At 63.4% G+C, this 21281-nt stretch carries 27 protein-coding genes; 15 read left to right on the top strand and 12 right to left on the bottom strand.

Annotated elements, in window-relative coordinates; translation table 11 throughout:
* Nucleotides 1-200: 200 nt before the first annotated feature.
* Nucleotides 201-1658, bottom strand: a complete 1458-nt coding sequence (locus WHT83_RS14600; protein ID WP_183261650.1) for a TrkH family potassium uptake protein — start codon at nucleotides 1656-1658, stop codon at nucleotides 201-203.
* A gap of 153 nt (nucleotides 1659-1811) precedes the next feature.
* On the opposite strand from WHT83_RS14600, the gene ilvA reads away from it, so the two are divergent.
* Complete coding sequence (ilvA, locus tag WHT83_RS14605) at nucleotides 1812-3068, top strand: threonine ammonia-lyase IlvA (RefSeq protein WP_183261649.1); 1257 nt, start codon at nucleotides 1812-1814, stop codon at nucleotides 3066-3068.
* Nucleotides 3065-3604 carry a DUF1697 domain-containing protein gene (locus WHT83_RS14610; RefSeq protein WP_406871563.1) on the top strand — a complete coding sequence of 180 codons (540 nt, stop codon included), beginning with the start codon at nucleotides 3065-3067 and terminating at the stop codon, nucleotides 3602-3604. Before ilvA ends, WHT83_RS14610 begins: the two co-directional genes overlap by 4 nt.
* A gap of 4 nt (nucleotides 3605-3608) precedes the next feature.
* Here WHT83_RS14610 and gloA read toward each other — a convergent pair whose 3' ends face one another.
* Nucleotides 3609-4049 carry a lactoylglutathione lyase gene (gene gloA / locus WHT83_RS14615; RefSeq protein WP_108608360.1) on the bottom strand — a complete coding sequence of 147 codons (441 nt, stop codon included), beginning with the start codon at nucleotides 4047-4049 and terminating at the stop codon, nucleotides 3609-3611.
* A 226-nt stretch (nucleotides 4050-4275) separates the two neighbouring features.
* Here gloA and WHT83_RS14620 point away from each other — a divergent pair, with 226 nt between their 5' ends.
* From WHT83_RS14620 to WHT83_RS14630, 3 genes are read left to right on the top strand one after another with little or no spacing between them, the layout of a single operon-like run.
* Nucleotides 4276-4872 (top strand): cold-shock protein, encoded by a 597-nt coding sequence (locus tag WHT83_RS14620; RefSeq protein ID WP_406871564.1) that lies wholly within the window; start codon nucleotides 4276-4278, stop codon nucleotides 4870-4872.
* A 24-nt stretch (nucleotides 4873-4896) separates the two neighbouring features.
* The gene (locus tag WHT83_RS14625) at nucleotides 4897-5415 is read left to right on the top strand and encodes a DUF192 domain-containing protein (RefSeq protein ID WP_318761883.1); all 519 of its coding nucleotides are present in this window, start codon (nucleotides 4897-4899) and stop codon (nucleotides 5413-5415) included.
* A gap of 35 nt (nucleotides 5416-5450) precedes the next feature.
* A complete protein-coding gene (locus WHT83_RS14630; protein ID WP_404801194.1) occupies nucleotides 5451-6224 on the top strand; it encodes an alpha/beta fold hydrolase in 774 nt (257 codons plus the stop codon).
* 9 nt (nucleotides 6225-6233) lie between these two features.
* On the opposite strand, the gene WHT83_RS14635 is transcribed toward WHT83_RS14630, so the two are convergent.
* Both WHT83_RS14635 and WHT83_RS14640 read right to left on the bottom strand, forming a co-directional pair.
* A complete protein-coding gene (locus WHT83_RS14635) occupies nucleotides 6234-6824 on the bottom strand; it encodes a hypothetical protein (RefSeq protein ID WP_406871565.1) in 591 nt (196 codons plus the stop codon).
* Between the two features lie 4 nt (nucleotides 6825-6828).
* Nucleotides 6829-7611 (bottom strand): enoyl-CoA hydratase-related protein, encoded by a 783-nt coding sequence (locus WHT83_RS14640; RefSeq protein WP_406871566.1) that lies wholly within the window; start codon nucleotides 7609-7611, stop codon nucleotides 6829-6831.
* Nucleotides 7612-7740: 129 nt separating this feature from the next.
* On the opposite strand from WHT83_RS14640, the gene cysE reads away from it, so the two are divergent.
* Together cysE and WHT83_RS14650 are read left to right on the top strand one after the other, a co-directional pair.
* On the top strand, nucleotides 7741-8589 hold the full coding sequence (gene cysE, locus WHT83_RS14645; RefSeq protein WP_108608354.1) for a serine O-acetyltransferase: 849 nt from the start codon (nucleotides 7741-7743) through the stop codon (nucleotides 8587-8589).
* Between the two features lie 128 nt (nucleotides 8590-8717).
* The gene (locus WHT83_RS14650) at nucleotides 8718-8921 is read left to right on the top strand and encodes a DUF3126 family protein (protein ID WP_055970710.1); all 204 of its coding nucleotides are present in this window, start codon (nucleotides 8718-8720) and stop codon (nucleotides 8919-8921) included.
* Between the two features lie 40 nt (nucleotides 8922-8961).
* On the opposite strand, the gene WHT83_RS14655 is transcribed toward WHT83_RS14650, so the two are convergent.
* Nucleotides 8962-9687 carry a hypothetical protein gene (locus WHT83_RS14655; protein ID WP_406871567.1) on the bottom strand — a complete coding sequence of 242 codons (726 nt, stop codon included), beginning with the start codon at nucleotides 9685-9687 and terminating at the stop codon, nucleotides 8962-8964.
* Between the two features lie 203 nt (nucleotides 9688-9890).
* Here WHT83_RS14655 and WHT83_RS14660 point away from each other — a divergent pair, with 203 nt between their 5' ends.
* Complete coding sequence (locus WHT83_RS14660) at nucleotides 9891-10424, top strand: gamma carbonic anhydrase family protein (RefSeq protein WP_406871568.1); 534 nt, start codon at nucleotides 9891-9893, stop codon at nucleotides 10422-10424.
* A 112-nt stretch (nucleotides 10425-10536) separates the two neighbouring features.
* On the opposite strand, the gene WHT83_RS14665 is transcribed toward WHT83_RS14660, so the two are convergent.
* The 3 genes from WHT83_RS14665 to WHT83_RS14675 form a co-directional block, all read right to left on the bottom strand.
* Entirely contained in the window at nucleotides 10537-11142 is a 606-nt protein-coding gene (locus WHT83_RS14665; RefSeq protein WP_406871569.1) for a transglutaminase-like cysteine peptidase, read from the bottom strand.
* 429 nt (nucleotides 11143-11571) lie between these two features.
* The gene (locus WHT83_RS14670) at nucleotides 11572-12189 is read right to left on the bottom strand and encodes a PilZ domain-containing protein (RefSeq protein ID WP_108608350.1); all 618 of its coding nucleotides are present in this window, start codon (nucleotides 12187-12189) and stop codon (nucleotides 11572-11574) included.
* 117 nt (nucleotides 12190-12306) lie between these two features.
* Complete coding sequence (locus tag WHT83_RS14675; RefSeq protein WP_108609927.1) at nucleotides 12307-12945, bottom strand: PAS domain-containing protein; 639 nt, start codon at nucleotides 12943-12945, stop codon at nucleotides 12307-12309.
* 377 nt (nucleotides 12946-13322) lie between these two features.
* Here WHT83_RS14675 and WHT83_RS14680 point away from each other — a divergent pair, with 377 nt between their 5' ends.
* Both WHT83_RS14680 and WHT83_RS14685 read left to right on the top strand, forming a co-directional pair.
* Nucleotides 13323-14057 carry a rhomboid family intramembrane serine protease gene (locus WHT83_RS14680; protein ID WP_406871570.1) on the top strand — a complete coding sequence of 245 codons (735 nt, stop codon included), beginning with the start codon at nucleotides 13323-13325 and terminating at the stop codon, nucleotides 14055-14057.
* 101 nt (nucleotides 14058-14158) lie between these two features.
* Complete coding sequence (locus WHT83_RS14685; RefSeq protein WP_055970721.1) at nucleotides 14159-14590, top strand: CBS domain-containing protein; 432 nt, start codon at nucleotides 14159-14161, stop codon at nucleotides 14588-14590.
* A gap of 53 nt (nucleotides 14591-14643) precedes the next feature.
* Here the strand turns inward: WHT83_RS14685 and WHT83_RS14690 are convergent, their stop codons facing one another.
* Nucleotides 14644-14901, bottom strand: a complete 258-nt coding sequence (locus tag WHT83_RS14690; RefSeq protein WP_183261635.1) for a YjhX family toxin — start codon at nucleotides 14899-14901, stop codon at nucleotides 14644-14646.
* A 343-nt stretch (nucleotides 14902-15244) separates the two neighbouring features.
* Between WHT83_RS14690 and gatB the strand changes: the two genes are divergently transcribed.
* Together gatB and WHT83_RS14700 are read left to right on the top strand one after the other, a co-directional pair.
* Nucleotides 15245-16747: an Asp-tRNA(Asn)/Glu-tRNA(Gln) amidotransferase subunit GatB gene (gene gatB / locus WHT83_RS14695; protein WP_108608347.1), complete on the top strand. Its 1503-nt coding sequence runs from the start codon at nucleotides 15245-15247 to the stop codon at nucleotides 16745-16747.
* A 2-nt stretch (nucleotides 16748-16749) separates the two neighbouring features.
* A complete protein-coding gene (locus tag WHT83_RS14700) occupies nucleotides 16750-17241 on the top strand; it encodes an N-acetyltransferase family protein (protein ID WP_406871571.1) in 492 nt (163 codons plus the stop codon).
* Between the two features lie 12 nt (nucleotides 17242-17253).
* On the opposite strand, the gene panC is transcribed toward WHT83_RS14700, so the two are convergent.
* The 3 genes from panC to WHT83_RS14715 all read right to left on the bottom strand — a co-directional run bounded on the left by panC (nucleotide 17254) and on the right by WHT83_RS14715 (nucleotide 19550).
* Entirely contained in the window at nucleotides 17254-18099 is an 846-nt protein-coding gene (gene panC / locus WHT83_RS14705) for a pantoate--beta-alanine ligase (protein WP_406871572.1), read from the bottom strand.
* Nucleotides 18096-18932 carry a 3-methyl-2-oxobutanoate hydroxymethyltransferase gene (panB, locus tag WHT83_RS14710; protein WP_406871573.1) on the bottom strand — a complete coding sequence of 279 codons (837 nt, stop codon included), beginning with the start codon at nucleotides 18930-18932 and terminating at the stop codon, nucleotides 18096-18098. The genes panC and panB overlap by 4 nt, the downstream gene beginning before the upstream one ends.
* 135 nt (nucleotides 18933-19067) lie before the next feature.
* Entirely contained in the window at nucleotides 19068-19550 is a 483-nt protein-coding gene (locus WHT83_RS14715; protein ID WP_406871574.1) for a hypothetical protein, read from the bottom strand.
* A gap of 157 nt (nucleotides 19551-19707) precedes the next feature.
* Here WHT83_RS14715 and WHT83_RS14720 point away from each other — a divergent pair, with 157 nt between their 5' ends.
* The 3 genes from WHT83_RS14720 to WHT83_RS14730 all read left to right on the top strand — a co-directional run bounded on the left by WHT83_RS14720 (nucleotide 19708) and on the right by WHT83_RS14730 (nucleotide 21281).
* A complete protein-coding gene (locus WHT83_RS14720) occupies nucleotides 19708-20106 on the top strand; it encodes an NADH:ubiquinone oxidoreductase subunit NDUFA12 (protein ID WP_108608342.1) in 399 nt (132 codons plus the stop codon).
* A 315-nt stretch (nucleotides 20107-20421) separates the two neighbouring features.
* Nucleotides 20422-20832 (top strand): DUF2155 domain-containing protein, encoded by a 411-nt coding sequence (locus tag WHT83_RS14725; protein WP_318764236.1) that lies wholly within the window; start codon nucleotides 20422-20424, stop codon nucleotides 20830-20832.
* A gap of 71 nt (nucleotides 20833-20903) precedes the next feature.
* The gene (locus WHT83_RS14730; RefSeq protein WP_406871575.1) at nucleotides 20904-21281 is read left to right on the top strand and encodes a hypothetical protein; all 378 of its coding nucleotides are present in this window, start codon (nucleotides 20904-20906) and stop codon (nucleotides 21279-21281) included.

Below are 21281 nucleotides of genomic sequence, written 5' to 3' on the forward strand. Positions count from 1 at the left end.
CAGTACTTCGACGGTGACACTTTTGATGATCTCTCTGACGGGCAAGGCGTGCAGCGTACCTTCCTCGGGACCGTCTGATAGTGGCGGAAGTAAGTCGGGTCCAGCCGAAAAGGACCAGCCGGGGGGAAGTCGCTCGCCGACTGTTGCCCGATTGCCGAAATTGTGGCGGAAACAAGTACTTCGGCGGCTGAGCTAGCGAACTAGCGACCCCAGAATGTCGGCGTGAAAATGACCAGAACGGCAAGGATTTCGAGACGCCCGAGCAGCATCGCCGCCGAGCAGATCCACTTGGCTGCGTCCGGCAGCGAGGAGAAGTTGCCCATCGGGCCGATGACCGGGCCGAGGCCGGGGCCGACATTGGTCAGCGAGGTCAGCGAACCGGTGACCGCCGTGATGAAGTCGAGCCCGGTGGCGCTGAGCAACACGATGGTGATGGCCCAGAGCACCATGAAAGAGGCGATGAACAGTACCACCGCGCTCTGCATCTCTGGGGCGACGGTGCGGTCGCCATAACGCACCGGCGTGACCGTGTTGGGATAGATCAGGCGGCGCAAGCCGTTCGACAGCAGTTCGAACAGGATCAGGAAGCGATAGGCCTTGATGCCGCCGGTGGTCGAGCCGGAGCAGCCGCCGAGGAAGGTGGCGACGAAGATGCAGCCGATGGCGAACGGCCCCCACAGGCTGTAGTCGTCGCTGGCAAAACCGGCGGTGGTGATGATCGACATCAGGTTGAATGTCGAATGGGTCAGTGCGGTGAAGAACGGCATGCCCATGCTGACGCGCAGGTAGATCGCGACCGCAACCGCGAAGACGACGCAGTAGCCGGCATAGACCCGGATCTGCGGATCGCGCAGCGCGTCGAGCCGGCCGCGCACCGCAAACAGGATCATGATCGAGAACGGCAGGCCGCCGATGAACATGAAGACGATGCCGGTCCACAGGATCGCGGGGTTGTCGGCGTAACGAAGGAAAGAGGTGTCGTGGGTGGAGAAGCCACCCGTCGCCACCGTCGACATGGCATGGTTGATGGCATGGAAGCCGTCCATGCCGGCAGCCACGTATGAGATCGTGCAGGCCACCACCAGCACCGTGTAGATGCCGATCAGGCTGACGGTGAAGGTCTGGAAGCGTTCGAACGGCCGGTCTTCGATGTCGGAGGATTCGATCTTGAAGTAGGACACGCCGCCGATGTTGAGGAACGGCAGCAAAAACAGGCCGAGCGCGATGACGCCGAGGCCGCCCATGAAGCTCAGCAGCGAGCGCCAGATCAGGATGCCGGGCGGGGCGCTGTCCAAGCCGTTGATGACGGTTGAGCCGGTGGTGGTGACCCCCGAGACCGACTCGAAGAACGCATCGGTGACGCTGAGATCCAGCGACGAGGTCATGAACGGCACCGCCCCGGCGATCGCCAGCGTGATCCAGAGGAAATTGACCAGAAGGAAGCCGAAACGGGTGTTGGCGGGTGGGGTGCGCCCCTGGGTGGCGAGCGCGACCGCCAGCGCCAGGCCGCCCATGAACATGGCGGTGAAGGCAAAGGACCGCCAGTCATCATTGTCGTAATAGAGGTCGACGGCCGCCGGGATCAGCATTGCGACGGATAAGTAGATGGCAAAGACCGCCGCGATGTGGATCGCGGCGCGGACGGCAATTCTGTTCACCGAGACGTATCCCCAAATGTATCGCGGCGAGCCAATGAGCCGGTTTGGAACTGACGGCAGAAGCCGGACAGTGGCTTCGCCGCGCCGAATATGCAATAGCGCGGGGGCGCGGGCCACAGCATTTGCCCGGTCGATTTCAGGAGTGCCGTTGCCATGACCAGTTTTGCCGAAAGGGTTTCGCTGGCGGCGGAGGGGGTGCGGCAGCTCTTCCCAGAAACACCGCTGCAGGAGAACGACTATCTCTCGCGCAAGACTGGCGCGCGCGTGCTGCTCAAGCGCGAAGACCTGACGCCGGTTCGGTCCTACAAGATACGCGGCGCGTTCAACTTCTTCCGCAAGGCGCTTGCCGCCGGCAACCAGGCCGAGCTGTTCGTCTGCGCCTCGGCTGGCAATCACGCCCAGGGTTTTGCCTTCGTCTGCCGGCATTTCGGCAAGAAGGGCGTGGTCTTCATGCCGGTGACGACGCCGCAGCAGAAGATCGACAAGACAAAGCTGTTCGGCGGCGAATTCGTCGAGATCAGGCTGGTCGGCGACTTCTTCGACGAGTGCTACCGCGCCGCCATCGAATTCGCCGAGGGCTCGGGCGGCCACATGGTGCCGCCCTTCGACCACAAGGACATCATCGAGGGCCAGGCAACGGTGGCACTCGAGATCGCCGCCCAGATGCCGGGCGGCAAGCTTCCCGACATCGTGTTGCTGCCGGTCGGCGGCGGTGGATTGTCGGCCGGCGTGACACGCTATTTTGCCGAGACGGGCAGCACACCGCGCTTCGTCTTCTGCGAACCGGCCGGAGCACCGAGCCTGCGCGACAGCTTGGCCACCGGCAAGCGCGTGAAGCTCGCCAAGGTCGACAATTTCGTCGATGGCGCTGCCGTCGCCGAGATCGGCCGCGAGCCGCTGCGCCTGCTCAAGGAGTTTCCGGCCGATGCGGTCAAGCTGGTGCCGGAAAACCGGCTCTGCGCCACGATGATCGAGATGCTGAATGTCGAGGGCGTGGTTCTGGAGCCGGCGGGTGCCCTGGCGATCGATGTGCTCAAGGATTTTTCGAAGAAGGAACTGAAGGGCAAGACCGTGGTGGCGGTGGTGTCGGGTGGCAATTTCGACTTCGAGCGCCTGCCCGACGTCAAGGAGCGCGCTTTGCGCTTCGAGGGGCTGAAGAAATACTTCATCATCCGCTTCCCCCAGCGCCCCGGCGCCCTGCGCGACTTTCTCGAGATCATGGGTCCCGAGGACGACATCACCCGCTTCGAGTATCTCAAGAAGTCGGCGCGCAATTTCGGCTCGGTGCTGATCGGCATCGAGACCAAGGACCGGCGCAATTTCGACCTGCTTCGCGCGCGCTTCGACGTCGAGGGCGTGCAGTACCAGGACATCACCGACAACGAGACGCTCGGCGGCTTCATCATATGAGCATGTTCGTTGCGCTGTTCTCCGGCATCAATGTCGGTGGCAATCGCATCGTCAGGATGGCTGAACTGAGGGCGTTCTTCGAGGAGCTCGGTTTCACCGGCGTTGCTACCTACATCCAGAGCGGCAATGTCGTCTTCAGGACCGGCGACGGCGACGCGGCCGGACTGACCGAGCGGCTGGAAAAGGCTTTTGAAGGACGCTGGGGTTTTCACTCGCGCATCATGGTGCGTGACGCAGCCTGGTATGAAAGGCTGGTGGCGGGAAACCCATATCCTGAAGTTGCGGAAGACCACACCAAGCTGCACGCCTACGTGCTGGAGCGCGCGCCGCTGCCTGAGGAAATTGCGCCGCTGACCGAACGCTGCACCGGGCCGGAGCGCTTCGTGGTCAAGGATGACGTGCTTTATCTGCACGCGCCCGACGGTCTCGGAAAGTCGAAGTTTGCGGAAGTCCTGCCGCGGGTTCTCAAGGTGCCAGGCACGGCGCGCAACTGGCGCACCGTGCTGACATTGCGTGAGATGGCGCGCGGCGCCTGAAACTCTACCAGGTGCCGGTGTTCGGCATCGATAGCCAGGGCTCTGCCGGCGCCTTCCGCTCACCCTTCTGCAGCAGTTCGATCGAGATGCCGTCTGGCGACTTGATGAAAGCCATGTTGCCGTCGCGCGGCGGGCGATTGATGGTGACGCCCTTGTTCATCAGGTCCTGGCAGGTGGCGTAGACGTCGTCGACCTCGTAGGCGAGGTGGCCGAAGTTGCGGCCGCCCTGATAGTCTTCCGGGTCCCAGTTGTAGGTGAGCTCCAAAAGCGGCGCCTGCCGGGAGGCGCCGGCGCCTTCGTCTTCGGCGGCGGCGAGGAAGATCAGCGTAAAGCGTCCCTTCTCGTTGGTGGAACGCCGGACCTCCTTCATGCCGAACTTGTTGCAGTAGAAGTCCAGCGAGGCGTCGATGTCTTTGACGCGGACCATGGTGTGCAGATAGCGCATCTCGGTTCCTCAGAAGTTCAGGGGGATGTCGGGCCGATACATAGGGCGCGTGCCGCGCCCTCGGCAACCGTAGCTGTGACTTTTCTGCGGAACTGGCGCGAAGCTTGTGTCTATCTGGTGGGCAAGTCGAAAAAGGGCAGAACGGCCCTTGCGTAAGTCCAAAGTGGAAGTGTTAATCTTATGTCAAGAATCAGTAGTGGCGTTTGCAAGGAAAGGGGGCGTTCTGATGGGGGAAAAGGCCTCTCTCTTGGTGCAGAGCGGCGTAGGCCGCGAAGCTTTCGAACATGATGACATCGCTGACAACGCTGGCCTTGTCGAGCTTTCCGGCGCCATAAAATGGTTCGACGTGGCCAAGGGCTACGGCTTCATTCTTCCCGACGGCGGTGGTGTCACCGACGTGCTCCTGCATGTCACCTGCCTGCGCCGCGACGGTTTCCAGACCGCCCTCGAAGGCGCCCGCGTGGTCTGCCTGGTCAAGCAGGGCGATCGCGGCCTGCAGGCCTTCCGCGTGCTGTCCATCGACAACTCGACCGCCGTGCACCCTGCAGAGATGCAGGAGCAGCGCACCCATGTCGCCGTGACCGCCGAGAGCGGGCTGGAACGGGCGCTGGTCAAGTGGTTCAACCGCACCAAGGGCTTTGGCTTCCTGACGCGCGGCGAGGGCACCGAGGACATCTTCGTCCACATGGAGACGCTGCGCCGCTTTGGCGTTACCGAGCTTCGTCCGGGGCAGGTTGTGCTGGTACGTTTCGGCAAGGGCGACAAAGGCCTTATGGCTGCCGAAATTCACCCCGATCTAGGAACCTTGCCGGTCTCGCACTAGGCTGAGACCGCCGCAGGGGAATTTATGACCAGACTTAAATCGCTATTGGCTGGCACGACCGGCGCCGCATGGCTTGCGGCAGCCGTGTTTGCCGTTTCGCTCTCCTCCGCCTCGCCAGTTCATGCCCAGCAGGCGATGGCCCTTCCGGCCGATCCCGAACCGCTGGTCGCAGTCACTGCCAAGGGCGAGGTTTCCTTCCGCATCGAGGTTGCCGACGAGCCGGGCGAACGCGCCATGGGGCTGATGCACCGCAAGGACCTTGCCGACGACCAGGGTATGCTGTTCGTCTTCGAGCAGACGCAGCCGGTAGGCTTCTGGATGAAGAACACGCCGCTGCCGCTCGACCTCGTCTTCGTCGGCCCGGACGGCAAGGTGCTCGACATCCAGCAGGGCACACCGTTTTCGGAAGCCGTCATCGCGCCCGACGAACCGGCTCGCTTCGTGCTCGAACTCAACGCCGGCACGGCGGCGAAGACCGGCATTGCCGACGGCGTCATGCTGAAGCATCGGGCAATCACCGCCGCGGCCGGCAATCCCGGCTGAGGCGAGACTTCGGCCAAAGACCATTCGGAGCGACGATGGCAATCGATCATTTTTCCCATGAAGGCTTCGACCTGGCGTTTCTCGACCTGCCGCCGGCGAGCGGTCGCGGCGACCCGGTGCTGATGATCCATGGCTTTGCGTCAAGCCACTTCGTCAACTGGGTGTCTCCGGGTTGGTTCAAGACGCTGACCGAGGCCGGTTACCGCGCCATCGCCTTCGACAATCGCGGCCATGGCGGCTCGTCCAAGAGCTATGACGAGGCCGACTACACGCCGAGCAAGATGGCAGGCGACGCGCTGGCGCTGCTCGACCATCTCGGCATCGAGCGCGCCCATGTCATGGGCTATTCGATGGGCGCGCGCATTTCGGCCTTCTTGGCGCTCGAAGCGCCGGAGCGGGTGGCGACGCTGGTGTTCGGCGGGCTCGGCATCGGCATGGTCGACGGTGTCGGCGACTGGGATCCGATCGCCTCGGCGCTGCTGGCCGAGGATCCGGAGACGATCACCCATCGCCGAGGCAAGTCGTTCCGCGCATTCGCCGACCAGACGCGCAGCGACAAGCGGGCATTGGCCGCCTGCATCGCCACCTCGCGCGAACTGCTGACGGAAGCCGACATGTCCCGCATCACTCAGCCGACGCTGGTGGCGGTGGGCACCACCGACGACATCGGTGGCTCGGCGGCGGAACTGGCCGCGCTGATGCCCAAGGCGGTCGCATTCGACATCGAAGGCCGCGACCACATGCTCGCCGTCGGCGACAAGGCGTTCAAGAAGCGCGTCCTGGAGTTCCTGGAAGAAAATCCGCTCTGACTGGCTTGCCTAGCCGGCCAACGTAGCCAGCGACCGTTCCATGTTCGCGCGCGCCTGTGCCTCGAAGAGTGCGCCGAAGATGTCGGTGTGGAAGATGCGTGGTCGCGCGAGGAAATTGCGCAGCACGGCAGCGCGTCCGACGCGCCAGTCGGCATCGCTGACCCAGCCATATTCGCGCCTGACGGCCGCCTCGTAGGCGTCGAACGCCTCATCCGGGGCGCCCAGGATCGACAGATCCATGTCCAGCAGCAGGGCGGCATCGTTCCTTGCCGGCGCATCATCGAAGATCGGCACCTCATGTGTCGCCGTTGCCTCGATCATTGCGACGATGCGGGCGAGGCGACGGGCGTCGATCTGACCTTTGAGCTTGTCGGCGGCAAGGGCGGCGCTCAGCGCCTCGTTGTCCTTGCGGCGGCTGTCGTAGATCGCATCGTGGAACCAGATGGCGGCCTCGACCGCCTCGGGGTCGGCGAACGTGGTGCGATGCTCTTCAAGCAGGGCGAGCAGCGCCTCGATGTGGCGTATGCCGTGATAATGGCGGTCTGTCGCCTGGTAGAGTTCGGTCAGTTCTGCCCTGGTTGCAACGTCAACGAGAGACATGGCGTCAGCGCCCCTTGAACATCGGTGTGCGCCGCGCGGCGAAGGCGGCCCGGCCCTCGGCATAGTCGTCGCTCAGGAAGGTGGCATCGCCAGCGGCCTGGGCAAGGGCGGCCTCCTCTGCATCGTGGCTCAGTGCCGCGCGGATGGCGGCCTTCGAGGCGCGGACCGAAAGCGGCGCGTTTTCGGCAATGGTGCGGGCGATCTCGCTGATGCGCGCATCGAAACGTTCGGCTTCGACGATTTTGAGCAGGAAACCCGCCGAAAGCGCTGCCCGTGCGTCGATGCGCCCGGCGGTGTAGGTGAGATAGCGCGCCATCTGCGGCCCGGCGGCCCAGACGATGTCGCCCATGGCATCCTGCGGATAGGCGAGGCCGAGGCGCGCGGCAGGCACGGCGAACTGTGCATCAGCCGTGGCGATGCGCAGGTCGCAGGCGGCGGCAAGGCCGAACCCGCCGCCGAAGCAGATGCCGCGGATCGCCGCGATGACCGGAACGGTGCAGTTGCGCAGGGCCGCGAAGGCCGCAGAGTTGGTGGCCTCATAGGCGCGCGCGCTTGTCGCGTCGCCGCGCAACTTGTCGAACTCGCCGATGTCGGCGCCGGCGGAAAAATCGTCGCCCATGCCGCGCAGGACGATGACCCTGACGTCGGGATCGGCCGAAAGGATGTTCGCGCGCGCGGCCAGATCGACCCACATCGCCTGTGTGACGGCGTTCTTGCGCGCCGGGCGGTTGATGACAACGGTCGCCACGCCATCGCTCATTGAGAGCAGCAAGGGTTCAGTTTCCATGGCGCCTTGAATATCCGTGAACCAAATCCATCTGAACGAGCACTAAGGAAAATTGAGTTCAATCGTGCTAGCATGTGGCTTATATGTCCGACGCGGCATTGCACAAGCCGGCAGTGAACGGAGACGTCGATGAACACCATATCCGCAGCGCGCCACGGCGCGCTGAAGCCGGTCGATCCGATTTGGCAGTCGGTGCGCGACGAGGCGGCTGACGCTGTCGCGGGCGACCCGCTGCTGGCGGCTTTCCTGTATGCCACGATCCTCAACCAGGACACGCTGGAGGAGGCGGTGATCCATCGCCTGGCCGAGCGGCTGGCGCATCAGGATCTCGGCGCCGACCTCATCCGCCAGACATTCTATGCCATGCTTGAGGACAGCCCTGACTGGAGCGACACCGTTCGCACCGACATCCAGGCCTATTACGATCGCGACCCGGCCTGCGACCGCTACCTGATGCCGGTGCTGTACTTCAAGGGATTCCACGCCATCCAGACGCATCGCTTGGCGCACTGGCTGTGGAACCGTGGCCGCAAGGATTTTGCGCTCTATTTGCAGAGCCGCTCGTCCTCGGTCTTCCAGACCGACATCAATCCGGCCGCCCGCATGGGCAAGGGCATCTTCATCGACCATGCCACCGGCCTCGTCGTCGGCGAAACCGCTGTCATCGAGGACGACGTCTCGATCCTGCATGGCGTGACGCTCGGCGGCACCGGCAAGGCCGGCGGCGACCGCCATCCCAAGATCCGCTACGGCGTGCTGATCGGCGCCGGCGCCAAGATTCTCGGCAACATCGAGGTCGGCCATTGCTCGAAGATCGCGGCTGGCTCGGTGGTGCTGTCGCCGGTTCCGCACAACAAGACGGTCGCCGGTGTGCCCGCGCGCGTTGTCGGTGAAACCGGCTGCGACCGTCCGTCGAGCCAGATGGACCAGCTCCTGCCGTCGCAGACCATGGATCACGTCGTCAGCTTCGACATCTGAGGCTGGACGCCGGCGCCCTTGACGGGCGCCGCGCGCGATTTGCGCGGGGTTAAGCCAAGCCTTGCCTTTACAGGGCCATGCTTTGCGTGTCAGAAGCGCGTCTCTTAACGACAAGCCGGAGAAGCCAGTTGAAGCCGGAAGAAATCCGAAAACTCGACGCCTATTTCAAGCGCCAGTTCCAGAACCCCACGCTTCAGGTCAAGGCGCGTCCGCGCAAGGACGACTCGGCCGAAGTCTATATCGGTGACGAGTTCCTTGGCATCGTCTTCAAGGACGAAGACGATGGCGATTACAATTTCTCGATGGCGATCCTCGACATCGACCTGGCCTGATTATTGATCAAGCCTGACGCCGCGCGCTCCGCGCGTGGCGTCATTCGACGTGCAGCATGGCATTGGCCTTGGCGACAACCGCCGCATCCAGCGCACGCCAGTCTCCCAAAAGCTCCCGCGGAAACCTGTAGGTCATGCTCAGGCCGTTGCCGACGAAGATATCGCGCTCGCATGGCGCCAGGGATTCGTCGGCTTCGGTGCCATTGAGGCAGCGGGCGACAAAGGCCGGTTCGCCGCTGCGCGCGGCAACCGCCAGCACCTCGTTGAGATAACCTGAAGTTTCGCTGAAACCGAACAGCGTCATGCCCTCGGGGCCGGGCACGCCGGGCTTGACGGTGAGTGCGTTGTAGATCGGTGCGAGACGACCGCTCATGTCGCGCGTCATCACGCGCGGCTCGAGGCTCAGGAAGATGATGCGCTTGTTGCCGTCGAGATTGTTGAAGGCTAAGCGTGCAGTCTCGCTGTAGCCGTCCAGTTCGGGCCAGCGCAGATAAAGGTCGAGGCGTCCGGCAACGCCGTCGCGCCGGGCCTTTTCGAAGCGGATCGTGTTGGCGGGTGCTGCGACGACGTCGTTGCCGATGACGACCTCGCGCGTCGTCGTGTCGTCGGTGTAGCCGGCCATGGCGATGGTGTGGCCGAACCAGCGGCCGCCGAAGCTGATCGCCAGCGACAGCGCGGCCAGGACGGCGAAGCCACAGAAAACCTTCATCATCAGCGCCGAATCGACGATTTCGAAACCGGAGCTTTCAGCTGCCTCTTGTTTCATTCGTCGTCTCCAGGGTGCCGGCCGTCCGGATCTGTCCGGTTGGATGTCGCCGCGACCGGGTCGCAAGTCTTGCCATCCATGGGCCTATATCCATCCGACATTGCGCGAGCATGGTTAACGACGCGTTAAGCGTGCTTCGCGCGCTTGCCTTGCAGCCGCTCCCTAAATAGTTTGCGCGCCACCAACGAATGAGGATTGTGACGATGCCGCTTTACGCACTCGACGGGGTCGAGCCGCAGTTCGAGGATCGCGCCAGCAATTGGATCGCGCCGGATGCTGCGGTGGTCGGCGATGTCAGGATCGGGCGCGATGTCGGCATCTGGTTCGGCGCGGCCATTCGCGGCGACCGCGAGACGATAACCATCGGCGCGCGCTCCAATGTCCAGGAGCATACGGTGATGCACACCGATCCGGGCTTTCCGCTGACCATCGGCGAGGGATGCACCGTCGGTCACCGCGCCATCCTGCATGGCTGCACCATTGGCGACAATTCTTTGATCGGCATGGGCGCGATCGTGCTCAATGGCGCGAAGATCGGCAGCAACTGCCTTGTGGGTGCTGGCGCCCTGGTCACCGAGGGCAAGGAATTTCCGGACAATTCGCTGATCGTCGGCTCGCCCGCCAAGGTGATCCGCACGCTCGACGATGCAGCGACCCAGCGGCTGCGAAAGTCGGCCGACGACTATGTCGCCAACCAGCGTCGGTTCGAGGCCGGGCTCAAGAAGATCGCGGACTGATACGAGGCTTGCGCCAGAAAAGGCGGAGCCGGCCCGGGGACTTGGGCCGGCTCCTAGACCCGGTCGTTGGGGACGGGGAGGGTGGGGACGCGACCGGGTTTCTCGCCGAAGCCTAGCGAACCGACGCGACGGCGTCGGCGCGGCCATCGTTAATGGCAATCCAGACGCCCGAATTTCGCTCGGACTGGCGCTTCAGATAGGTATATGGCGTCTCGTTCCAGGCCATGACCTGCGAGTCGAGGTTGTCGAGGATGAACTCGCCGAGGCTGGTGCGCACGGTCAGCACGGCGTGGCCCTCGCCATTCGGCTGGCGCACGACGGTGACCAGCAGGTTGCCAGCCGGCACGCCCAAGGCCATCAGGCGGCGGCGCTTCTCCAGGACATAGTCTTCGCAGTCGCCAGCGCCGGTGGTCGGGTATGACCAGACCTCTTCCTGGCCCCACATTTCCATGTCGGTGCGCGGCGCGACCGCGGTGTTGACCTCGTCGTTGATCGCGACGATATCTTTCCACAGGCTGCGCGTCAGCTCGACGGGGGCCTTGCTGGCGGTCTTTTCATTGCACTCGATCGGCGAGCGCTTGCACAGCTCATAGTGTCCGACAGGCTGCGTGGTACGGCCGTTGGTCTGCATGGCCACCGGTGCGGCAAGCGCGCTACCGATGGCGCTGGCCTGAAGTGTCGCGGCCAGAAGCAGAAGCCATCCCCGACGCTTGATCATTTTTTAGTCTCCCCGTTTGAGGGGACAATGACAGGGTCGGATTTATTTCACGCAAAGCAACGAAGTAGATGTTGAGTAAAAACAGGAGAGAACTCTTATAAACAAAGAAGAGAATAAGAATAAAATTTGCAGAAAATTTGATTACAATTTTATCGATGTGGCATGGCTGCTGGTTTTGCCGCACAATTGTTTGGCCGTTCGGGGGGCTGGAGGGACCCGAGGATGAAGCAGCGGCTGGCGGCGTTGCGCAGCCGCGTTCTGGTGCGCGGATGTGCTCGCGATTTGGCTTTTGTGGAAGTGTTTGCTCACCGAGCTGCCATGCCGGCGCAGGAGGGTGCAGTACGGCTTTAGTCAGGGCCGAACGCAAATAGCCTGACCTCCGACCAGGTCAGGCAAAATCCTATTGTCTGGAAAGGCAGCAGTCGGCCGTCAGGTGCGCGGCCGGTTGAACTCGGTGTCGAGCGATTCGGGGCGCTGGACGACGGCGAATTCGATGGCGACGCCGTCCTCGAAATGGCGGACGATCTGGCCGCGCATCGTTCCCAGCGTTACTTGGACGCCGATCGCCGGCTTGACCTCGATCTCGATGGCCGCGCCTGAAAGCGACAGGTCGATGATGCGGCAGGGATATTGGCGGCCGTCGATGAGCTGCAGCACGCTGACCGGGTTGCGCGGCGCCACGCGTTCGTGGCGGCGGTCCTCGGGCAGGTCGAGCTCATGCTTGTTGGCGAGCCAGGTGAGCTGGGCTGCCAGCTTGTCCTTCTTGCGGTCCGAGGCAATGACCGTCATGGCAAAGCCATCTGGTAAGGTGCGGGTGACGACGCCTTCGACGCGGCCGATGTGATCGATATAGGCGATGACCTTTTCGCCTGGCATGCCCGAACGGTCGGAGCGGAAGGCGACGTTGCCGGGCGACATGTCGACCACCTGGCCGGCATGCTCGGTACGATCCTCGAGCATGAAACGGCCATAGATCTTCACGCGGACGCGCTGGAAATTCCGCCGCTCCGCCCGTGACGGCGCGTAGTCCATCGCCGCTGGCCTCATGCTAACCTCATATCCGCAGGCTCCCATCGAACAGCATCGGAGAGCTATCTCGGAAAAATACCGCCGGAGAGGTTAACAAAACGCGTAGTTTTCTACCCTTGCGTCAGGTTGCGGGCGCTATTCCTCGCGTCCGCCTTCGAGAACGAACAGATGGCGGATGCGCCGGGCGCCGTCGAGCGGGTTCGGCTCGCCCTCCAGCGCCGAGGCGCTCGGCGCGAGCGACGGCACGGTGACGGCCGGGCGGTTCTTGAGGAACATCGGCTCGAGGTCGGGATCGACGACGCGCACGCTTTCGATCGAGGCGTCGGTGAGCGGGTCGGAACCGAGCCAGAACGGCCGCTCGACGCTCGACAGGACGCCCAGGCTGCGTGGGTTCTCTATGCCGCCGTCGAGCGGCAAGAGCAGCATCTCGAAGGTCGTGGCGCGCCGGCTGGACGTGAAGCCTTCGAAAGTGATGACGACCACCGACTTTTGCTGGAACACGCCATAGGCGAGCCGGGCCATCAGCCGCTGGTCCTTCTGGCGCCACAGCGAGGGGAAGGAAAAGCCCTTGAGCTCGCGGCCGAAGGTGGCGCAGAGCCGGGTGCCGGCGAGGCGGAAGACGGCTTCGCCGCGGGCGTCGCGTTCGAGGATGAAAGTGTCGGCAAGCAGGCCCTTGATGTCGGCCGGTTCGACCTCCGTGCGTTTGGGTGCGGGTCTGCCGTCGCGAAGGCGGTTCCAGTATTGGAACAGTGCCAGCGATCCTTTCTGTTTCATATTGCTCCGCTCCGAGCGCTTCTGTGCCTGATGTGCCATCCGAGGACAGAATCGCTTCAATCTTGAGGACTACATGAGGCGCGGAGCAGGACGCGTGCCAGTCACAGTAACAGTTGTTAACGCTTGGGGGTCGGTAAGGTTAACAAAGGGTTTACGTTGCCGGGTCGGGCCATCCGTGAGATGTTCAAGTCACTCCATGAAGTGGCCGCTCAGGCGCGGCCAGCAGCACTTCAGTCAAAGTTTATTGGGGACGGGCAGGGGGGCTCGACCAGCCGTCCAGGGGAAACCTTGGGCGGCTTTCTTTTTTGCGCTTTCAGTCCGGCTGTTCTAGATGGGGACCGGGCGCCATCGGCCCGACCACACCGGACCAGAGGCGCATGAGCGAACAGCCCAATCCCATCGACAATGCCCGCGACACGGACGAGCCGCTGCCGCCGCGGCGCGAACCGGTGTTCAACCTGCCGGCCATCGTCGTTGCCGTCATCGGCGCCTGCGTCGCCATTCACCTGGTGCGTGTCTATCTGCTCAGCCTCGACCAGGACCTGTGGCTGCTGGTCCGCGCAGCTTTCATCCCGATCCGCTATTCGGGGCAGTTTGATATTGATATCTATGCTTTTACGACGCCGCTGACCTACGCATTCCTGCATGGCGGCTTTGCCCATCTGATCATCAACATGGTGTGGCTGGCGGCTTTCGGCTCGCCCTTGGCGAACCGGCTCGGCGTCTTGCGGTTCTGTCTCTTCTTTGCAGCGACCACGCTCGCTGCCGTGGCGTTGCACTACGTGCTTCACCCTCTCGATCAGGCGCCGCTGGTCGGTGCGTCCGGTGCCATTTCGGGCATGATGGGTGCGGCAGCCCGCTTCAGCTTTCAGATCGACCGCTCGCACGGCAAGCCGGCCTTCGCGGGGGCGCCTCTGCCGATCCGCGATGTGTTCCGTTCGCGCGCGACGGTGACGTTCCTGGCGGTCTGGATGGTGGTCAACCTGGTCACCGGGCTGGTCGGTCTTGCCCCCGGCGACAACAGCCAGATTGCCTGGGAGGCCCATATCGGCGGGTTCCTGGCGGGGTTCCTCGGCATCCGGTTTTTCGACCGCAGACCAAAATACGCCTGAGCGCGTTGTACTTGAAATGCTGACTAATGCAGAGCACCATGCACTTGGCTCCGTGGGCCGCATGGAGTGTTTGCGCAGACCGACAGCAGCAGGAGGACCCGATGACAGTGAAGGCTATTCTGGAACGGAAGGGCCACGACGTTTTTACCATTGGGCCCAACGTGCAGTTGTCGGAGGCAGTCAGCATCCTGGCCGAACACCGCATCGGCGCCCTTGTCGTGACCAACGGCGACCGCAAGATCGTCGGCATCCTGTCGGAGCGCGACGTGGTCCGTATCATCGGCAAGGAAGGTGGCGCCGCCCTTGAAAAGACCGTGCGCGAGGTGATGACCCCCAAAGTCAAGATCTGCAACGAAAACCACACCGTCAACCAGGTCATGGAGATCATGACCGTCGGCCGCTTCCGCCATCTGCCCGTCGAGCGCGACGGCTATCTCTACGGCATCGTCTCGATCGGCGACGTCGTCAAGCGCCGCATCGAGGATGTCGAGCGCGAGGCGGAGGAGATCAAGGCCTATATCGCCACCGCCTGACGCGGCTGGGCGATGCGCCGGACCCGCAAAGTGCGGACCCGGCGTCGCTGGCACTACCTGTTGTCGAGTTCGGAGCGGACGAGTTTGAGCCCTCGCTTGGTGATGCGGTAAGGCCCGCCTTGCGACGACGCGACCGCCCGTTTCCGCTTCAGCTTCCTGAAAAGTTCGAGATCAAAGCCCGGGTAGCGCCAGCCGTCGCGGGTGAGGCAGATCACGGCCTCGATCTTCCTGTTGTCGTCTTTTTCGATTTCGATCCGCCCGCCCTGGGCGAGCAGGTGCAGGATGCGCTGCTCTATGCGCGATATGTCCATGTGTGGATGAGTCCCGGAAAACCTGGCCGGACAGCCCGCGGGCCGCACAGCCAAAACAAAAAGCCGCAGCCGCGATTGTTCACGGCACGGGGTTTCTGGTTTTCACGCCCCGCCTTCAGTCGAAGGTCGGGGCCTTAACGGGACTCAGACGAGTTAAACATCCACACTCCATCGGGATGGGGCCTATATAGCCAGACCGCCCTCAAGATGCCAGCCAGGGCGCGGCTTTGTCGCCTTATGGGCAGGCGACAGTTGCAACGAGGCAACGATTGATCTAGCGAAACGGGACGATTTGTCGTTCGCCGACAGGCGACAAAACAGACACGGACGTATTCGGATTACCATGACCCTCATCGACACCCGCACGCCCGACGCCAAGCGCTTCATCCCCGGTGCCACCGGTGACTGGGAAGTCATCATCGGCCTGGAGGTCCATGCCCAGGTGACGTCGGAAGCGAAACTCTTTTCTGGCGCCTCGACGGCATTCGGCGCCGAGCCCAACGCCAATGTCAGCCTCGTCGACGCGGCGATGCCCGGCATGCTGCCCGTCATCAACGAGGAATGCGTGCGCCAGGCGATCCGCACCGGCCTCGGCCTGAAGGCGCAGATCAACCTGAAGTCGGTCTTCGACCGGAAGAACTATTTCTATCCGGACCTGCCGCAGGGCTACCAGATTTCGCAGTTCAAGCAGCCGATCGTCGGTGAGGGCACGATGACCATCTCGGTCGGCCCCGACCGCAAGGGCGAGTTCGAGGACATCGAGATCGGCATCGAGCGCCTGCATCTCGAGCAGGACGCGGGCAAGTCGATCCACGACCAGCACCCGACGATGTCTTATGTCGACCTCAACCGCTCGGGCGTGGCGCTGATGGAGATCGTCTCCAAGCCCGACATGCGCTCGGCCGACGAGGCCAAGGCCTATGTCACCAAGCTGCGCACCATCGTACGCTATCTCGGCACCTGCGACGGCAACATGGACGAAGGCTCGATGCGGGCCGACGTCAACGTCTCGGTGCGCCGTCCCGGCGGCGAGTTCGGCACCCGCTGTGAGATCAAGAACGTCAACTCGATCCGTTTCGTCGGCCAGGCCATTGAATATGAGGCGCGGCGCCAGATCGCCATTCTCGAGGACGGCGGCAAGATCGACCAGGAGACGCGCCTGTTCGACCCTAACAAGGGTGAGACGCGCTCGATGCGTTCCAAGGAAGAGGCGCACGACTACCGCTACTTCCCCGATCCGGACCTTCTGCCGCTCGAATTCGACCAGGCCTATGTCGATGCGCTCGCCAAGGAAATCGTCGAACTGCCCGACGACAAGAAGGATCGGCTGGTCAAGTCGCTCGGCCTGTCGGTCTACGACGCCTCGATCCTGGTCTCGGAAAAGTCGATCGCCGATTATTTCGAGAAGGTCGCGGCCGGCCGCGACGGCAAGCTTGCCGCCAACTGGGTCATCAACGACCTGCTCGGCGCGCTGAACAAGGCCGGCAAGGACATTGAAAATGCCCCTGTGACGCCCGACCAGCTCGGTGCGGTCATCGACCTGATCAAGGAAGGCACCATCTCCGGCAAGATCGCCAAGGACCTCTTCGAGATCGTCTGGAACGAGGGCGGCGAGCCGCGCGAGCTGGTGGAAAGCCGCGGCATGAAGCAGGTCACCGACACCGGCGCCATCGAAAAGGCCGTCGACGACGTCATTGCCGCGAACCCTGACAAGGCCGACCAGGCCCGCGCCAAGCCGACCATGGCCGGCTGGTTCGTCGGCCAGGTGATGAAGGCGACGGGTGGCAAGGCCAACCCGCAGGCCGTCAACGACCTGGTCAAGGCCAAGCTCGGCATCGAGGAATAGAGATGTTCGTACGCACGGCGAGCGAGCGCGACCTCGAGACGGTCAAGGCGCTGCTCGCCGAGACGTGGCACGCGACCTACGATGCCATCTACGGCGTCGATCGGGTCAACGAGATCACCGGCGAGTGGCATTCGCTGGCTTCGCTCAAGGCGCGGCTGACAAGGCCGCATTCCGAGCTCCTGGTTGCCGACGACGGCAAGCAGATCGGTGGCATGGCATATGCTGCGGCGACCAGCGATCCAAAGGTGGTGGTGCTCCATCAGCTATATGTGCGCCCGGCAAATCAGGGCGCCGGCATTGGCCGCAGCTTGCTCGAAGAGATCGAGCAGAGCTTTCCCGAAGCGCGGACTTTGCGTCTCGAAGTGGAGGAAGCGAATGCAGGCGCCATTGCCTTTTACGGGGCAAATGGTTTCGTGCATGCGGGCGCGACCGCCAATTGCGGTGCCGACCAGTCCGGCATTCCGGCGCTGATCTTCGAGAAGACGCTGGGCTGAGGCAGGCCAAGTTTAGCTGGCCGATATCTCGATATTGTCGATGAGGCGTGTCTTGCCGAGGCGGGCAGCGACCAAAACGCGGCCGTCGCGGTCCTTCCGCCATGGCGCCAGCGTCACGCTTTCCCGCGCCTCGACATAGTCGACGATGTCGAAACCGGCATCGAGGATCTGCTGGCGTGCGGCTGCCATGGTCGCCTGCTCGTCGGCGCCCGACTGAAGCAGCGACGCTGCCTTGCGCAGCACCTTGTTGAGCTTGCGCGCGATGTCGAGTTCCGCCGCGTCGAGATAGGCATTGCGTGACGACATGGCGAGGCCTTCGGCGTCGCGGATCGTCGGCGAGCCCAGGACCTCCACCGGCAGGTCGAGGTCGCGGCACAGCTTCTTGACCACGCAGAGCTGCTGGTAATCCTTCTCGCCAAACACGGCGAGGTCGGGTGCCGCCTGGATGAACAGCTTGGCGACGACTGTGGCCACGCCGTCGAAAAAGGCCGGGCGGAAGGCCGTTTCAAGCCCGGCCGACGGGCCAGAGACGGAGATCGAAGTGGCAAAGCCTTGCGGGTAGACTTCGTCGACGCCGGGCGTGAAGGCGAGGTGGACGCCTGCGTGCTTGAGCTTCTCGAGGTCGAGCACCAGCTGGCGCGGATATTTGTCGAGGTCCTCGGTCGGCGCGAACTGGCGCGGATTGACGAAGATCGAGACGACGCAGCGGTCGGCGCGCTCAAGGGCCGCGCGCATCAGCGAGACGTGGCCGTCATGCAGCGCACCCATGGTCGGCACCAGCGCGACCTTAAGGCCCTCGGCACGCCACGCCTGCACTTGCGCGCGCAGGGCGGCAATGGTTTCGACGACTGAGGTCATGCCTTGTCCTTGCTCAGTGAAAACAGGTGCTCGGGTCCGGGAAAGGCGCGGCTTCGGACGTCGCGCGCGTAGTCTTCGGCGGCCTTGGAGACCGTGTCCCGCAGCAGCGCATATTCCTTTACGAATTTCGGTGTCCTGTCGACGGTGAGGCCGATGGCGTCGTCGATGACCAGGATCTGGCCGTCGCATTGAGCGCTGGCACCGATGCCTATGGTCGGGATGGCGATGCGTCGCGTGATTTCGGCGGCCACGGGCTCTACAGTGCCCTCGATGACGACCGAGAATGCGCCGGCGGCCTCGACTGCCTTGGCGTCGGCGTAGAGCAACTCGGCATTGGCTTCGGAGCGGCCCTTGATCTTGTAGCCGCCTTCCTTCTCGACCGACTGCGGCAACAGGCCGATATGGCCCATGACGGGGATGCCGGCGGCGACGATGGCGGCGATCTGCGCTGCGATGGCTACGCCGCCTTCGAGCTTGACTGCATGGCAGCCGGTCTCGCGCACGATGCGCTGGGCACAGGCGACGGCGTTTTCGACCGTGTCCTCGTAGCTGCCGGCGGGCATGTCGACGACGACACAGGCGCGGCTCGAACCGCGCATCACCGCCTGGCCGTGGGCGATCATCATGTCCATCGTCGCGCCGAGTGTCGTCGGGTGGCCGTGCAACACCATGGCGACACTGTCGCCGACGAGTTGCAGGTCGACATGCGGGTCGAGCAGGCGGGCGATCGGATAGGTGTAGGCGGTGAGGCAGACGATCGGTACGCCGCCCTTGCGGGCCGACAGCTCGGCAGGCGTGATGCGGCGGCCAGCCACAGGCGCGTCAGAAGCCATGTCTTTTCCTCCCTCGACCGGGTGCCGGCCTAAGCCAGTCCGCGAGCCCGCATTGGGCCAGAGTCCATTACGGATCGGCTAATATTTTTGCAAGTGCGAGATCAAGCCGTGAGCAAGTGCGAGATGAGTCCGTCGTCACGCCAGGTTGCGAGCGGCTTCCTCCTGCGCCAACCTGCGGATGTAGACGGCGAATTCGGGGTCTTCGCCGGGCAGCAACTGGGGTAGGGCGTTGCGGAAATCCTCGCGCCGGCACCATTCGCGCATGAAATCTTCCCAGGATGCCCAACGCCGCTGCCGGCGCTCCGACATGTCTGGCTCGTAGGCCACGAGATAGGCACGCTCGAACAACGCGATGAGGATGGCGAACATCGCCAGGAGCCGGTCGCGCTGCTCTTCGTTCAGGCCGACGGTGGCCTTTTCGGACTGCAGCCGAAGGTCGGAGTGCTGGAGCGACAGCTTGAGGAAGTTGGTGTAGCCGTCGGAGAGCATCTGGTAGATCTCTTCCTCCTCGTTGACCCGTTCCTTGCGCTGTTCGAAGACGAAGATGAAGATAGCCAGTGGCAGGCCGAAGATCGTCACCAGCATGCTCAGCATTTCAAGGGTTTGCATGAAGGGCATTTGTCGCATCCCATCCGACGCCTGGGACGAACAGTAGGTTGTGATTGATCGCCTGCCAATCGTCGCAGGACGCAAGTTGCGCGTTCTAAACTCTTGCCTTCGTGCCAGCCTGACGCCATAAGCAGGAGACTTTCGACGCGCCTGCCGCGAGGATCCTATGAAGAAATTCCTTGTCCAGTTTTTCACCTGGTGGAACGGCCAGACCCTTGGCACGCGCTTCCATACCTGGCGCAAAGGCACCAAGGTAGGCCAGGATGAATTCGGCAACGTCTATTACGAAGGCGGCAAGGATTCCGAAGGCCGCACGCGCCGCTGGGTGATCTACAATGGCGTGTCGGAAGCGTCGATGATTCCGCCCGGCTGGCACGGCTGGATGCATCACCGCGTAGACGTGGCGCCGCCGAGCGACAACTACATTCCGCGCGAGTGGCAGAAGGGGCACCAGCCCAATCTCACCGGCACCTCCGGCGCATACCGTCCCAAGGGTTCGGTGCTCGGCAACACGCATCGCCCGCAGGTTACCGGCGACTACGACGCCTGGACGCCCGGCTCGTAAGACGACAGCTCTTCGGCGCGGACATTTGTCGCCACAATTGGCGGCTAACTGCTTGCCCATTGGTGTCAGGCGTTTAGCCTTGGCGCATGGGAATCACCGAGTGCAGAACACTCCGGGCGCAACGGCGGTAACGACTGTATGACACTTCCTGGCCGGGTTCCGTCGAGCGGACGATCGAAGGCGAAAGCTCTGCTTGCTGCTGTCGCGCTGTGCGCCGGCCTTGGCCAGGCAATGGCCCAGGACAGCATCCAGCGCCTGCCGCTCGAAGAACAGGTCCAGCAGGGCGACGATCTCCCGGCCATCGATCTCGAGCCTTTGCCCGGCGAAGCCCAGCCTGCCCCGAGCGAGGCTCAGCCGGCGCCGCAGGCCGCAGCCCAACCGCAGCGCATCAAGAATCCGATCGCCGAGTTCGCCGGCATCGACAAGATCACCGGCCGCATCATCACTTTCGACGTCTATGTCAACGAGACCGTGCAGTTCGGCGCGCTGCAGGTGACGCCGCGCGTCTGCTATTCCAGGCCGGAGAACGAGGAGCCGAAGACGGACTCGTTCGTCGAAGTCGACGAGATCACGCTCGACCGCAAGATCAGGCGCATCTTCACCGGCTGGATGTTCGCCGAAAGCCCTGGCCTGAACGCCGTCGAGCACGCCGTCTATGACGTCTGGCTGAAGGCCTGCAAGCGCAAGTCGGACGTGCCGGCGCCGGAAGCCGCCAAGACCAACTGATCGCTATCGGAACCGCATCCACCGCCCAGCGTTTGTCGTCACGAGCAACGCCAGCGGAGGATCGTGCTGTGATGACCGTGAACCGTGACGAACTCCTCGAACTCGAGCGGGAATTCTGGACCGGCGATGAGCAGTTCTTTGCCGAAAACGCCGACCGGGAGTGCCTCGTCGCATTTCCCGAGATGGCTTGCGTGATGAGCAATGCCGATCTGGCCGCCACCGCCAAGAATCCCAATCGCTGGCGAAACCTCGAGATCAAGCTGCAAGGCATCGTCGAGCCGGGCAGCGACATCGTCGTGCTGACCTATGAGGCCAAGGCCGTCCGCGAGAACGGGGAGCCGTATTCGGCGCTTGTCAGCACTGGCTACGTCCATCGCCTGCAAGGCTGGAAAATGATGTTCCACGCCCATGCGCCGCTCCAGCCGGAAGGCAGCAAGGCCAAGAACTAG

This window comes from Aminobacter sp. P9b (assembly GCF_045345995.1).
GTDB lineage: Bacteria > Pseudomonadota > Alphaproteobacteria > Rhizobiales > Rhizobiaceae > Aminobacter > Aminobacter niigataensis.